Annotated in this window: 11 protein-coding genes; all 11 read right to left on the bottom strand. The window is 65.6% G+C overall.

The annotated features are described in order from the left end of the window. Positions 1-3: 3 nt before the first annotated feature. Positions 4-4872: a DUF6531 domain-containing protein gene (locus tag OOT46_RS23025; RefSeq protein ID WP_265405966.1), complete on the bottom strand. Its 4869-nt coding sequence runs from the start codon at positions 4870-4872 to the stop codon at positions 4-6. A gap of 89 nt (positions 4873-4961) precedes the next feature. Beyond that, positions 4962-6005 carry a TadE/TadG family type IV pilus assembly protein gene (locus OOT46_RS23020; RefSeq protein ID WP_265405965.1) on the bottom strand — a complete coding sequence of 348 codons (1044 nt, stop codon included), beginning with the start codon at positions 6003-6005 and terminating at the stop codon, positions 4962-4964. Continuing rightward, on the bottom strand, positions 6002-6367 hold the full coding sequence (locus tag OOT46_RS23015) for a DUF192 domain-containing protein (RefSeq protein ID WP_265405964.1): 366 nt from the start codon (positions 6365-6367) through the stop codon (positions 6002-6004). The genes OOT46_RS23020 and OOT46_RS23015 overlap by 4 nt, the downstream gene beginning before the upstream one ends. Then, positions 6364-7272 carry a type II secretion system F family protein gene (locus OOT46_RS23010; protein WP_265405963.1) on the bottom strand — a complete coding sequence of 303 codons (909 nt, stop codon included), beginning with the start codon at positions 7270-7272 and terminating at the stop codon, positions 6364-6366. The genes OOT46_RS23015 and OOT46_RS23010 overlap by 4 nt, the downstream gene beginning before the upstream one ends. After that, positions 7269-8120, bottom strand: coding sequence for a type II secretion system F family protein (locus OOT46_RS23005; protein WP_265405962.1), 852 nt, complete (start codon positions 8118-8120; stop codon positions 7269-7271). Before OOT46_RS23005 ends, OOT46_RS23010 begins: the two co-directional genes overlap by 4 nt. Positions 8121-8130: 10 nt before the next feature. Then, positions 8131-9840: an ATPase, T2SS/T4P/T4SS family gene (locus tag OOT46_RS23000; RefSeq protein ID WP_265405961.1), complete on the bottom strand. Its 1710-nt coding sequence runs from the start codon at positions 9838-9840 to the stop codon at positions 8131-8133. Positions 9841-9870: 30 nt separating this feature from the next. Continuing rightward, complete coding sequence (locus OOT46_RS22995) at positions 9871-11148, bottom strand: type II and III secretion system protein family protein (RefSeq protein ID WP_265405960.1); 1278 nt, start codon at positions 11146-11148, stop codon at positions 9871-9873. Positions 11149-11417: 269 nt separating this feature from the next. Next, a complete protein-coding gene (cpaB, locus tag OOT46_RS22990) occupies positions 11418-12383 on the bottom strand; it encodes a Flp pilus assembly protein CpaB (RefSeq protein ID WP_265405959.1) in 966 nt (321 codons plus the stop codon). 24 nt (positions 12384-12407) lie between these two features. Further along, on the bottom strand, positions 12408-12560 hold the full coding sequence (locus OOT46_RS22985) for a hypothetical protein (RefSeq protein ID WP_265405958.1): 153 nt from the start codon (positions 12558-12560) through the stop codon (positions 12408-12410). Positions 12561-12607: 47 nt separating this feature from the next. Next, complete coding sequence (locus OOT46_RS22980) at positions 12608-13342, bottom strand: hypothetical protein (protein ID WP_265405957.1); 735 nt, start codon at positions 13340-13342, stop codon at positions 12608-12610. Between the two features lie 11 nt (positions 13343-13353). Next, entirely contained in the window at positions 13354-14088 is a 735-nt protein-coding gene (locus OOT46_RS22975; RefSeq protein ID WP_265405956.1) for a hypothetical protein, read from the bottom strand. Positions 14089-14141: the final 53 nt, after the last annotated feature.

Raw genomic sequence — 14141 nt, 5'->3', positions numbered from 1 at the left:
GCCTTACAGCGGGATGCTGGTCGGTTCTACGTACACGTTCTTTTCACCGTCCGGTCTGATCCGGTAAAAGAATGTCCCATTCTCGTCCGTTCTCGACAGAATCCGCGTAACTGTATTGCTAGCAGGGTTCTCGATACCGGCACGCAGTGCAGTTGCATCGTCGGGACTCAGCCCGTCTGTGCCGCCGGTCTCCTTATACAACTTCTCTTGATCGCTGATGTGCTTCTTGAGCCACCCATCGCTTAGTTGCCGTCCACTCTCGGTGACAGGCAGCCCCCCGCGTGTGTCCGGTTTCGCTGACCCCCAACTCTTGTCGGTCGACTTGGACTCGACGAGCACATACTGCTTGGTCGTCTTCCCATCGGGGCCCTGAACGTCCCGCACAAAGACTCCATCGATCGCGTTCTGCCCGCGCTGCTTTGTCATTCCCAATTGGAAGTCCGCGGGATCCGCATAGTTGTGAGCGTTCGCAGTTCCTGCAATCGGCCGGTATCCCTTGCGCTGCAGGATGTCCGCTGCCTCCAGCTCGCCAATCCATCCAATGCACGCCGAGCGCGTCGCCTGGTGCTCATACTTGCGGCATACGTCGTTCCACAGCGATCTCCGGAAGCGTCCCGGACCGTCCACCATCTTGACCTTGTCAAGGTCGGCCTTGTCGAGGGTCTTGCCGGTACCAACCGACGGCGCATGCTCCTGCACGATCTTCGCCGCTGCTTTGCCGCGACCGAAGGTGCCTTCGACGATGCCCACGCCGGCGCTGGCCAGCACTGGTGCGGCGGCCCTCGCCAAATCGTCGAGGTTCTCGGGACAGGTGGCCGCGTTCAGACCGTGGACCAGCCGGATCGTGCTCTTGATGAACTCGAACCCCGCCCTGCCGTACTCGTACACCATGAAGGTGATCAAGGCGGCGTTCGCGACCCAGCCGACAGGGGTGAGATTGAGGGCGCCCCATACCGCCATCACGGCGACGTTGAGGGCGATCGAGCTGGGTTCGATCAGGGCCAGCAGTGCCTGCTTCATCTCCTCGGCGACGACCAGCTTCCCATCAGCATCCTTCAGCTTCACGGCCCGCTCGATCACGGCACTGAACTTCTCGGCGAAGGTCCACTGCGACACCGGCGTGCTCGGCTCGAGCCCGGCAGCGTCAATTTTCAGATGGGGTTGCGCGTCGGCATGCAGTCGCGGGTTGGGGCCGGCGGCAAGCAGCAGAGGGTCGGGCGACAAGTAGCGACCGACGGTGGTGTCGAGATAGCGGTGGTGGTTGTAGACAAGCCCGGTCTCGGCGTCGGCGTACTGGCCCGCCGCCCGGAGGTTCATATCGACGCGGTGCACCGTCACCGTCGCCGTGCCCCAGGCGTCGTAGCGTGCCTGCCACAGCACGTCGGCATCGCGCGTGGTCACCGCAACGGGGGCCCCCAGCTGGTTGCTGTGGACGGCTTGCACCTCCTTGCCCTGGAGACGGGCAACGGGGCGATGGCCAACGTAGACGTACTGGGCCAGCAACTCCCCCTTCCCATCGACCTCCGCACTCAGCTGCGCGCCGTCATACAGGAAGTAGGTCACCTTCGTCCCTGTTGCGGAGTGCACGACCTTTTGGATCCGCTGCCCGAAGGTGTTGTACCGGTACTCCGCAAGCAGCCGCTCCTGGCCGGTGCCAGGGTCGCGCGAGTGCACCTCCTTCAGTTGCTTCTCGGCGTTCCAGACATAACGCCGGGTGGCCGTCTCGACGACGGCGCCATCGCTGTCATGCCCGATCCAGTCGACCGAGCCGGATGGGGAATGAGCGCTACCGATCGCGTTGCTTGTCAAGCTCACCGCATAGCGCAGCTCGGTGACGGCGCCGTTGCTCTTGGACCATCGGTACGCCAAATTCCCGTTGTCGTCGAAACTTCTGCGTGCTTCGTCAAGAGGCCGCCCGTTGTCGGTGCGCGCGAAGCCAGTCAGGCGACTGCGGTTGTCATAAGAGAACGAGCGAGTTCCACCTGGGCCCTTTGCCGACGCCGGCAGATCCGAGCTTGTCTCCCCATAGTCGAAGCTCTCGCCAAACCGCTGGGAACCGGCATAGATCAATCGGCCCTGCGCATCCAACGCGATGCGGTCGATGCTGCCATCGGCCAGCGTCATGCGCCGATCGGTGTACCGGTCACCGTCCCCGTTCAGCCCGCTCACCACTGTGGTGCTGCCCCAGAGATCCTTGCGACGGATCTCTCGCAAGACGCCGGCCTTCGGGTGTGCCGACCCGTAGTAGTGGTACTGCAGCTCCTGACCGTCGGGCAGGGTTTTCGCGAGAAGCAGGCCCCGACTGTCGTACCGGTAGCGCGTTACGTACTCCTGCAATCCGGACCCACCCGGCAGGGTGCGGCCGTGCTCGACGAGACGGCCGAAGGGGTCGTGGACGAAACGTTGCTGTGCGCCGTCCGCTTCCAGCAAGCGGCTCGGCTTGCCTGCCGGGCCCCATTCGATGCGGGTCGCGCCGTCGGCATTGCTCCATCCGGCGAGACGCCCCGCCGCGTCGAATGCGTACGAGGTGCTCGCTCCCGAGTTCCCTACCCGTCTCACCACTCGATCCGCCTGATCGTGGAGGTAGATGGTGCGTCCCGCGTCGGGCGAGTCGGTGGCGACCGTCCGGCCAAAGTCGTCATAGCGGTAGAGCGTGGTCAGCCCGCGGTGGTCGACGACCGCGTCTTCTGCCTGACGGACCCCGGCCTGCTGCAGGCGCCGGGCCAACGCAACGCCGTCGACCGCCTGGTTCACCCGTTCCCAGGGAAGGGAAACCGCCCACCGGCTGTCCGCTAGCTGAGACAGTGCCTGCTGCAAACTGGCGAAGGGGTTGTCGTTCAGGCCTCCAATCTGCTCCGCTGCTTCCATCTCCGCACTCGGAGCCACGATGCGCTGAGCGACGGAACCATCAGGATTGCGCAAGACCCGCGCCACCAGGGCACCTGCGCCGTTGAACTCGAACTCGATGCGGTTGTTCTGGGGATCTGCGATCGATCGGATCTGGCCTGCCGGGTGGTAGTCCAGAAACAGGCGTTGCCCGGTCGCATACAACACCTGCCTCACACGACCTTGGTCGTCATGCCAGAGCCATTCGCTCTCCGTGCGTTTGTCGCCGTTCCCGATGGCTGACCGGAGCACGGCCTGCAGGCGTCCTGCTGCGTCATACCGATACTCGCGCAACACGCCATCGATCCCTCGTTCGGACGCCACCCGCCCGAGTGCGTCGTAGCTGTACTGCACCCGCAGTCCGCCCGGCAGAACCTTGGTGCGCAGCCGGCCGCCCCGTTGCGGACCGCTATCGTCGTACTCAAAGTGGGTCGTGTCCTGCGGGCCCGCCAAAGGGCCGTCGATGGACTGGAGGCGGGAGATGCCTCGATGCGTTTCGTACTGGTAGGACGTCGTCCTCTCCAGCAATTCCGGGGCTCCGCCGTGGCGGACAGCGGGGCGCCAGCCCCTCTCCGTCACACGGACGGGCTGGCCGTGTTGGTTGTAGACCAAATCGACGACCGCGAGCTGGCCCGCGACCACACTGGGACGTTCGATGCGCGAGGGGAAGGGAGAGCTGCCTTCGTACGCCATCGTGGCGATCGGAGTGTCGCGGACGACCCGCTCACCGTTGAAGATCAAGCGCCGCTGCTCGACAGTACGGCCCAGCTCATCCGCCACCGTGCGCACCCCCTCGACCGCTTGCCCTGTCTTCGGATCCAGCCGCACCTCGTCGCGCGTCCGTTTTGCTGCGTCACGAACAAACCAGCGATTCACGTCGCCGCACAGCGCACAACCCGGCCCCTTGGCTTCCAGCGGCACGTACCGGTTGCCGAGCACTTGGTGGAGATAGGTCGTCGTGCGCCCCTGGCCGTCTCGGACCAAGGTGCGGCCCGGACGCCCCGTGATCGACGCCGTCTCGGGGTATTCGACGGACACGGCTTCCGATCCGTCTTGCTTGGCGCTGAAGATGGCCTTTCCGGAGCTCGGGTCGTAACGATAGGTGGACAGCCGCGTGACCTTGTCGTCGCGGCCGACGCTGATACCGGTCAAGGCCTGGGGCCATCGCGTGTCCTCGTAGTGGTACAGCCGCCGAGCCTTGTCGGGACGCTGCACCTCCAGCAGCACCCCTGCCCGATGCTGCTCCGTGCTGTGTCGGTACGAGAACACGCCCACCGGGGTGCGAATCGCCACGATGCCGCGCCATTGCGGCGTGGTGCCGTAGCTGATGGACAGCTCGCGGCCTTCGGGATCGGTAACCTTCAGCAGCTGCCCTGTGAGCGAACGCTGCAGCGTCACCCTCCGTCCATCGGCCGCCCGGATTTCCTCCAGCAGTCCCTGGGCATCGAAGCGCAGGACCCGGCCGTTGGGCCACGTCCAGAGGTAGTGTCGGCCACGGCCGCTGCCTTGTATTTCGATGCGTCCGTCGGCCGCACTGGCGCTGGTGCACAGCCCTGGCCGCTGGTCGTCCTTGCTGAAGATGCGCCGGCTGCCGTCGGCAAGTGCCACCTGAACCACCGCGCTGTCTTCGACCACGAAGGTGTCGTAGGACAAGCGCCAGCCGGCGCCCAGCTCACTCACGAACCGACTCTGGCTGTTGTAGTGCCGCACCACCTCGAGCCCCAGAGGCCCCGGGAGTGCTGGCATGTCCGTTTCCCGCTGGTACTTGTTGCCGGACGCGAGGTTGATCGGGTTCCCTGCGAAGTAGGGATCGTCGAAGGTATCGGGCATGGCCGGTCCCGACGACGAGCACCCGCCGACGGGATCGGATCCGCAGCCGCCGCCCTGCGCCCAGGCCGTAGGCGTCAGCAGGGCCCAGACGGCCAAGATGAGGACGAACAAGGTCCTGCCTGCGCTCCTGCACAGAGCGCTGCGATGGGTTTTCATGAACTCGCCTCCCTGGAACTGGGCCCTGTCGGGCCGCAGTCGGTCGCTTAGATGCTGGCTTGGCTACACGTGGACATCCTGGTGCTCGCTCACCCGCCACCGGGTCGTGAGACCGCGTCGGGGCCGGTGAGCGCGGCACTCGACACGGGTCGGCTTACCCCGGGTGTCCCTGGACAGCAACTCACCCGACAGACGGGGTCACATGACGGGTCCCCTCGGCGGCATCCAGGAGGCAGACACCTGGCGTCACCGGGCAAGCACAAACTGGGCGGCGGCTCGCAAACCCCACCCACGCATGGATCCGGCCCCTCACCACCTCCACCTGGATCGCCAGGCTCCGGGTCACCGCCCCCCGGCGGCGGCGTGCCGCCGCCGCCACCGCCTCCATCCGAAGGGCCACCGCTGCGCGACACCATCGCCACGTTCTCCACCGGCTCGCTCTCCATGCGCACGGTGGCGTGGGTTACCACTGGGATGCGCCCGCGCGCGAGTAAGGCTTGTTGGTAGGGGTCGTCCGGTGGTCTGAACCCGCTGGCCGCGCTCCAAGCGCCGAGCAAGAGCTTGTTGGCGATCGGAATGCGGGGCTCGTAGCCGTAGGTGATGCGCAACTTCAGCAGGTTGGCGTCATACAGGTTCTGGCTCGAGGCCGGACGCACCGCTTCCGCACCTTCGCGCAAATGCAACGCAGTGTTGGGGATGACGCGCGGCGTGGCTCCACGGACCTTCGGGAACTTCTCGCCCAACGTCGCCTGCAGCTTCGGGTCGTTCCACTCGAAGCTTTCCCGAACCGGGTTGAGGATCTCGAGTTGTGCGTTCGCTTCCAGATCGGCCGCGGCCCTGGCGTAGGACTGCGCGATTTCGGCGGGGTTGGTCCCGCCGCCGTACAGCCCGACCAGGGCCCGTGCAAAGCGCTGGCGGATATCGTGCACCTGAGCATGCGCCATTGCGCCTGCCCGCGCGGCTTCGAAGGCCGCGTAGTTGACGTTGTTCTTGGCGAAATAGAGCATGCCGTACTGAACAACGGCCAGCCCGATGGTCACCAAAGCCAGGGTGCCAAAGGCGAGTTCGATCATCGACACGCCGCGCATGCCCTTGCGCTGGCTACTGCGGCGATGGACGCAGGTCGGTCTCATCTTCTCTCCCTAGCGAAGGTCGATCGGCTGCCCCGGTACAGCGCGCGCGCCACCGAGCGCTCCACCGCGTCTGGACCGATCCTGACGAAGGCGCCGTGTGCCAGCTCCAAGGTCATGTGGGCCCGCCGACAACGAGCGGTGTGCCACGGCTGGAGCGCCTGGACGCGGACCACGCTGGCGAAGCGGTCCAGGAACACCACGTCGATCGGCGCGCGCATGAAAAATCCGTGGACTGCGTTGCACGGGTTCAACAGCAGGCCCTCGTTGACCGGAAAATGGCGTCGGCCCATCCACCCCAGCAGTCGCTGGTGGAAGTGCGCGGCAACCACGATGCGCAGTGGGGAGAGGGCCGTTCCGGTCACAGGCTCATCTCCATCAGTTTCATGGCGATCGGAAACGCAATGACGGCAAAGACGCAAGGAAAGATGCAGGTGATCAGCGGGAACAAGAGCTTGACCGGTGCCTCCATGGCCAACTTCTCTGCCCGCAGAAAGCGCTCGATCCGCTTGTGGTCCGCCTGCGTCCGCAGCACCGGCCCCAGGTTCATGCCGAGTTGCTCGGCCTGGATCACCGCCGTCACCCAGCTGGTGACGCCGGTGTCGTTCACGCGCTCAGCCAGCTCGCGCAACGCCTCCGCGCGCGGCTTGCCGGCCCTCACGTCGCGCACCACGCGGCGCAATTCGTCCTGCAACATGCCCCGAGGTCCTTTGGCCACCGCCTGCTGCAGCGCGCCGCTCAGGTTCAGGCCGGCCTCGACGCACAAGGTGATGATGTCGAGGTAAAACGGAAAAGCCTTTTGCAACTGCCGTCGGCGGGCGTTGATCCGGTCGTTCAACCACAACCAGACATAACCGGCCCCGAGCACCGTGCCGATGACAAAGGGCCAGCCGCGGCCCAGGCCGAAGGCATTGGCCACTGCCGCCACCAACACGCCCCCGACCATCGCCGCAACGAGCTGTCCGGCGACGAACTGCGCGGGCGCCACCTGGAACTCCAGGCCGGCCTGCTGCAGCCGGCGCTGTAGCATCTGGCGTCGGGTCTCGCTCAACAGCCGGTCGACACCGAAGCCCACCGGCTGTATGACCCACCACAGCCAACGGAACCCCGGTGGTGGCGGGTCCAGGTAGGTGCGGTCTTCATCGGGAACATCGGCCATCGCCCGCCCCACGGCCCACGCGGCGAGGGCGACGGACGCGCCGAAGAGCAGCGCGAACGCCCATATCGGAGCGGCCGCGGCGAAGGACTGGAACCAGGCGTCGGTGTTCATACGTCGATGCTCACGATGCGACGGATCAGGTAGATGCCGGTCAGCTCGAGGAACACGATGACGGCGAGCGTCGCCCATCCGACGTAGGTGGTCCAGAGCTTGGACATCGCTTCGGGTTCCATGCCGCTGAGGATGTAGATCAGCAGGACCGGCAGCAGACCGACAATGACCGCCTGCAACTTGCCCTGCGACGTCAGGGCCCGGATCTTTCCCTCCACCTGGAACTTGGAGCGCAGGGTGTGGGAGGTACGCTCCAGCGTTTCGGCCAGGCCGCCGCCGGTTTCGTTGGCGATACGCACCGCGGACACCACCAACGACATCGTCTGGGTCGGTACCCGGCGCGCCAGATGCCCGAGGGAATCGTCAAGGCTGACACCCAGGCGCTGCTCCCGCAGCATCAACTCCAGTTCCTGGGCCAGCGGGGGCTGCGCGATGTCCACGTAGTTCTGCAGGGCGACGCTCAGGCTGACGCCCGCCCTGAGGCCGCCGGAGATCATCAACAAGGCGTCCGGCAGCTGCTGCTCCACCTTCAACAGGCGCCGGTGACGCAAGAAGCGCCAGGCCCATGGCGGCATGAAAAACAGCACCGCCCCACTGCCGAGCATCAGAACCACGGAGTCGGTGATCGCGTAGACAAGGATCGCCCCCATCGCCATGGCAGCCAGGTTGGCGAGATACAGTTTGGCCGGATCGAAAAACAAGAACAGGTCCCGGAGCTGGACCCGCGCGCGCTGCGTGAACTGCGCGCGGTGCTGGGCCATCGCGGCAGACCCGGCGTCAATGACGACGTAGGCCAACAACGCGGCGGCCAGGGCGAAGACGACCGTCAACAGCAGGGGGATGTTCATGCCGGTGCTCCTAGGCCTTGGCGCGGAACAGCTCGAGGTCGATGACACGGCCCGTCGAGCTGAACTCCTCGAAGAACGACGGCACCGTCTCACAGCCGGCAAAGTGGCCCTGCACCTGCCCGTCCGTGCCGTAACCCCGGTGCTCGAACTTGAAGAGCTCCTGCAGTTGCAGCTTGCCCCCCTCCATCCCAGTGATCTCCACGATCCGAGTCACCTTGCGCGCGCCGCAGGAAAAGCGGGTCTGTTGCACGATGATGTCGACCGCGGAGGCGACTTGCTCCCGGATGGCGGGCAGCGGTAGGTCCATGCCGGCCATCAACACCAGGGTCTCCAGGCGAGCCAGGGCATCGCGCGGTGCGTTGGCGTGCAAGGTGGTCATCGAGCCTTCGTGGCCCGTGTTCATCGCCTGCAGCATGTCCAACGCCTCGGCGCCCCGGCACTCGCCCACCACAATGCGGTCGGGGCGCATCCGCAGCGCGTTGCGGACCAGCTCGCGGATCGTCACGGCGCCCCGTCCTTCCACGTTCGCGGGGCGCGCTTCCAGGGACACCAAGTGGGGATGCGGCAGCTTCAACTCGGCCGCGTCCTCGATCGTGAGGATGCGCTCGCCGGACGGGATGTAGTTCGAGAGGATGTTGAGCAGCGTCGTCTTGCCGGAACCCGTGCCGCCCGAGACGACGATGTTCTTGCGGTGCTCCACGCAGATGCGCAGGAACTCGGCCATCTCGACGCTCAGTGCGTTGTAGCCCACCAGATCCTCGGTGGTCAGCTTTTTCTTAGAGAACTTGCGGATGGTGACCGTGGGCCCCTTGATGGCCAGCGGCGGGATGATGGCGTTGACGCGCGAGCCGTCCTTCAGACGGGCGTCGACCATCGGGGAGCTTTCGTCGATGCGCCGGCCCAGCGGCGCAACGATGCGCTCGATGACCGCCATGACAGCCCGGTCGCTCGTGAAGTACACGGGATGCCGCTGCAAACGGCCCGAGCGCTCGATGTAGATCTCGTCGTGGCGGTTGACCATGACCTCGGTGACCGATTCGTCGGCCAGCAGGTCCTCAAGCGGACCGAGGCCGATCGCTTCGTGGATGGTCTGTCGACGCAGCTCATGCTGATCGACGTCCGGCGGCAGCTCCGGCTGCAACTCCGTGATCACCTCGCGCACCAGCACGTCGATCTCCGTGTGGAGTTGCTCGTCGCTCATGCGGGAGACGTCCTTGCGGCGCAAGTCCATCAGTTCGAGCAAGCGCTCGTGTGATCTTCTCCTCCACTGGTACTCCAGCGCCGCGGCCTTCAGGCGCTGCTCCTCGTCCTTGGCGATGCGCGCCGCCTTCACGTCGGTCAGGTGAGCTCGGACCTCCTCTTGCGAGCGCCCCCCTGCAGCCGGAGGGACTGGCTTGGCGAGTGAGCCATCCTTCATCGCGGTGCGAGGGGCGGGAGCTTCGTCAACGACCCGCAGCTGAAACGGCCCCACTTCGATGCGGTCACCTGCCGCCAGCGGCCCGTACTGCGGCACCCGCTTGCCGTTGACAAACACGCCGCCCATGCCACCCAGGTCTTCGACGACCACACCACTGGGCGTGCGGTAGAGCCGCGCGTGCTCCCGGGAAATGCGCCAGCTCTCCAGTCGCACCTCGCAGTCAGGGCTGCGGCCGATGATGGCATCGTCCGGCACCTCCAACTGGCGCCTTTCTTTGCCGGCAACGATCTCCACATGGAACACAGGGGGCTCCTCTCGGTATGGTGGTGACTTTCAAGGGCTCAATGGCTCGGCTCGGCTGGGTTGCGCTCGGATGCGGGCTCGCTCCTCCTCGATCCGCTGCCGCTCCCGGTCCGGCGTACGCAGTTCCCGCTCCACGATGCGGTCGGTCTTCTGAACGTCGCCGCGCACCTCGGGCGACTTCGCGTCCACCGTGATGGGGGTGACGAGCACCAACAGTTGCGTTTCGCGATCCACGAAGGACTTGGACCGGAACAGCGATCCCACCAAAGGGAGGTCGCCCAAGCCCGGCACCTTTTGCACGTCATTCGCACGCCGGCGTTGGACAAAGCCGGACATCACCATCGTCTCGCCTTCCCGCACGTTGAATTCGCTCCTCACCCGCCGTGTCAACAGGGCCGGTCCCGAGCTGGTCGATGTGGTGGGATCGATGTCGCTGACCTCGGTCTCGATCGTGGAGCGGATCGTGCCGGTCTTGACGTCAACGCGGGGCGTAATCTCGAGCTTCACACCATAGGTCTTGAACAGGACGCTGGGCGTGCCGGTGGCACTGGCGGACGAGTACGGAATCTCACCTCCCGCGAGGAAACTGGCGGGGCTGCCGCTGCGGGTCGAGAGCGTCGGTTCGGCGAGCACCACCGCCCGGCCGTCCAGTGCGAGCAGGTTGATCTGGGAACTCAATAGTGAGTTGATCCCGAAGTAGCCCTGCACCCGCCGAGTCGGAAACGGCAGCGCGATGGGCACCTCACCGGGGCGCAGATCGATGGCTTTGCCGACGCCGATGTCGCTCGCAACCCCGATGTTGAATCCGCCGATCGTCTGCCCCGTTTCACCACCCCAGCGGACGCCGAGGTTCTGCACCTCGGATGTCGGCAGTTCCACCACGCGCACCGCCAGACGGATCATCTTCTCCCAGCCCACACGGCCGGCGAAGTTGATCACCTGCGGGTAGCGCTGTGCAATCAGCGCGACGCGCTCCTGGTCGGTATCGGACAGGTCATCGCCGTCCACGACAATCTTGTCCCCGACGATCTCGGCGCGCGCCCGGGGGATGCGCTGCAGGAAGGCCACCACCTCCTTCAGGACACGGGTCGTGTCGGCGGGGACCACCGTGATCTTCACCGTTGCATAGCGCCCGCTCTTGTCCCAAGCCGTCAGGGAGGAGATGCCGACCGAGTTCGCGAACACCAGCACCTCCTTCTCTTCGAGGGTGGTGGCGTTCAGGACGCCTCCATTGCCAACCGCAATACGCGCTACGTTGGGCGTGAGGAAGGTTCTGGCCTCGCCCTGGTACATGATCGTTTCGTCCACCGGCTCTTGGTTCTGGTCCCGGATGATCAGAGGTAGCAGTCGCCCCGCATGCCTGACGCCGGAGGGAGGCAGCCCCCGAGATGCAGGCGCAGCGGCACCCGCCTCCGCATTGGGGCCGGAGGACGAAATGGGCGGCGGCGCAGGCAGATGGGAGCCAGCGGCCGGCGTCTGCGTTTGGGCAGCGACGGTCGCACACTCCCCAGCCAGCGCCGCCGCAAAGAGCCAACGTAGAAATGTCATGGTTGTTCTGAGTTGATCGGGACATCGTCTTAAGGCCGTGTCGTCGGCGCCGGTGCAGGCCCGTGGCCGGCGGGTGCGTTGCCGACCGCCGCCGGCGGAGCGGAGCGACCGTCAGCGGATGTCGGCGCCGGTGCCAGGCGCTCGAGCGCCGAGGCAAGCCGCTGCAAGGATTTCGCCTCCGTGCTGGCGGCGCCCGCACCTGTGCTCTCCGGCATGGACTGGCCACCGACTAGAACGGGAATGACCGGTCTTGTCGGCTTGACTTCTTCGATCCCCATCAGGAGGGCCCGGAGGTTGGGGAGGACGGCAAGCGGGGTCTGGTCGTTGGGGTTGCGCAGGACCGCATTCAACTTGCCAGCCTCCTTCGCCAGCATGAGCAGTGAGGCTTGGTCAGGCGACGCATCCAGCGTGATGGTGGAGTAGTTGCGTTGTGCTCCCTCGCCGCTGCCCGCGCTGACGCGATCGCCGGCGGCCAACACCAGCATGTTCTCGAGCAAAGGCGTCACGATGTTGTGCTGATGACGCTGCAGGCTGACGAACAGGTCGATGCGATCCCCCGGTTGCAGCATGCCGGACAGCGAGCTGATTTCGTCCACAGGCACCGCCACGGCGCGGCGGCCGGCTGAGACGCGTGTCGCGAACGGCGCTGCGTTCTGGTCCTCCAGCATGGACCACATGATGAATTCGCCGCGCCGGACCGGGTAGGCGAGTTTCAGGTTCTGGATCTGCTCGAACTGGTCGGGACGGACCGCGCCGGATTGCACGAAGTCGGCGGGCACTGCCCGCGCCGCCAGGTTGTTCTGCGACAGCCTCTCCCCTTTCGGCAGATCGTCGCTCGCCACGACCACCTTGAGCAGCTCGCCGGCGCCGCCGCGCGCCAGCTCCTCCTGCTTGGTCTGGAAGTAGCGTTGCGCACCGAAGGCGGCCAACAACCCAATGCCAACGGCCACGCCCAGCACCACCCAGTTCTTGTTGATGCGTCGAACCACGTCCACCCTTCGTTTGTTGTTCCTGTCTCGCTAGAACGCCGTGGAGAGCGAATAGACAAACTTCTGCAGGGCCACCTTCAACTGGTCCAGGAAATACCAGACAGGTGCCAAGTCGGAGCCGGGCCAGACAAGGAAAAAGAGCAGGAAGGCCAGCACCGCCGATGCAATGACGTACTCGACCATGGCTTGGCCTCTCTGTCGCCTGTTCTGGTGGCGGAATCCGTAATGGGTCATCGCAAAGCCTCGGCGTGAGTGGTCGTGTTCACCGTGACGCTGGTCGTCTCCTGCGTCTGACGCAGCACGACAGTGGCCTCCCGCCCCGGCGCGGACAGCAGGAGCAGCCGGCCAGGCACTGAGCCTTGGGGCGTGGTTTCGTCGGCCTGCAAGACAAAACCGTCTTGCTCCAAACCACGAACAACAAAATTGCGATTGCTCTGCAGCGACAGCCCGTTCACCCAACTGACGTGCCGCGCGGACTTGCCCCGGTCGAGGGACTCGGTGTCGTACACCAGGTGGGATCCGGGTGGCATCCTGGCGAAGGGCCGGGGCACCGGGCCGCTGACCAGATCCTGCAGGCGGACACTGGAGAGCACCACCCGGGTCGAGCGCCCGTCGTTTCCGGGTGTCAGTTGGGCGGTCACGAAGTGCGGGCCGAACTTCTTGCTGACCAGTGCCACCTCGGGCGCCATTTGCACCTGCACCAGTTCGCCCCAAGTCTGTCTCAGGGCTTCGGAGCTCGCTGCTAGGCTGGTCGACACGACACCAGCACGCAAGGTCATGGGCAGGCCACTGACCCTCACCTGCTCGCCCACCTTGACCAAGCTCCACCCTTTGGGAACGGTCACCCCAGCCCAGGGATCGCCCTGAGCTTGTGCACCGGCGGCCAGCGCGGCGAGCATCGCCGCCAGCAGCACGTGCAGGACCTTCGTATCTCGAAGCCGATTGGCCATCGCGACGCTGTGCATGTCGTGCCTCCTCACTTGAGGCGGTCCGCCGGCACGGTGTCGCGCCAGAAGTCGACCTTGCCCAATTCGGGCGGTTTGATGCGGTTGTCTTCGAGGGCCATCACCGGCAGCGTGACAATCAACGCGGGGGCCTTCAGTGGCGTGCTGGGGAAGTTGGCCTGGGAGTCGGTGACGCGCGACTCGACCCGTTCGGCGCTGGCCACGGCCCAACTGTCCGGCATGATGCTGGTGTGCCGGGTGATGCTCAGGTTCAAGTTGTCGAAGGGCGCCAGCCAAGCGACGTCCAGGTTGGCCAGCCGGACCTCGACCGTTCCGCGGAAGATGCCGCGGTTGCTGAGCCCAAAGGTGCCCGGCGACAAGGTCGGGTACACGCCGCTCAGAGACCCGCCCCCATTGAAGCCGGCCGTCGGGTCGGTCGAACCCGCTGCACCGAACGACACTTTCACGTCCCCGAAGTCCTGCAACAGCGGCCTGCCTTTGTGATCGGTCCACATCGGATTGCGATCCCGAGGAGTGTCGGAAGCGGCATCGCCGGTGAAGATGCGCGAGGTGGTGGGCCCGAAGAACCTTTTGCGCACGTCACGCGCCATCTCGTCGGCGGAGGCGAAGCTGCCCCCGTCTGCGTCGTTGCGAACCGTGGATTGCCAGGCGACGTATCGGCTGGCCATCTGCGCCTGGTGGCTGATGTCCTGGTATTTCCCGATGAGAGGAAACAACACCAGCAGCACCCCCAGGGCCAGCAGCACGACGATGAATTCCGCAAGCGCCTGCCCGTTCTGGCGGCTGACGTGAGGACCGT

The organism is Aquabacterium sp. A7-Y, assembly GCF_026153205.1.
Taxonomy (GTDB): domain Bacteria; phylum Pseudomonadota; class Gammaproteobacteria; order Burkholderiales; family Burkholderiaceae_C; genus Caldimonas.
Note: the sequence above shows the minus strand (reverse complement) of the source record. Positions and strands in the feature narration are given on the sequence as shown.

Coding starts and splice junctions, on each gene's coding strand:
- OOT46_RS23025 (WP_265405966.1), bottom strand. CDS start 4,872: ATGAAAACCCATCGCAGCGCTCTGTGCAGGAGCGCAGGCAGGACCTTG.
- OOT46_RS23020 (WP_265405965.1), bottom strand. CDS start 6,005: ATGAGACCGACCTGCGTCCATCGCCGCAGTAGCCAGCGCAAGGGCATG.
- OOT46_RS23010 (WP_265405963.1), bottom strand. CDS start 7,272: ATGAACACCGACGCCTGGTTCCAGTCCTTCGCCGCGGCCGCTCCGATA.
- OOT46_RS23005 (WP_265405962.1), bottom strand. CDS start 8,120: ATGAACATCCCCCTGCTGTTGACGGTCGTCTTCGCCCTGGCCGCCGCG.
- OOT46_RS22985 (WP_265405958.1), bottom strand. CDS start 12,560: ATGGTCGAGTACGTCATTGCATCGGCGGTGCTGGCCTTCCTGCTCTTT.
- OOT46_RS22980 (WP_265405957.1), bottom strand. CDS start 13,342: ATGCACAGCGTCGCGATGGCCAATCGGCTTCGAGATACGAAGGTCCTG.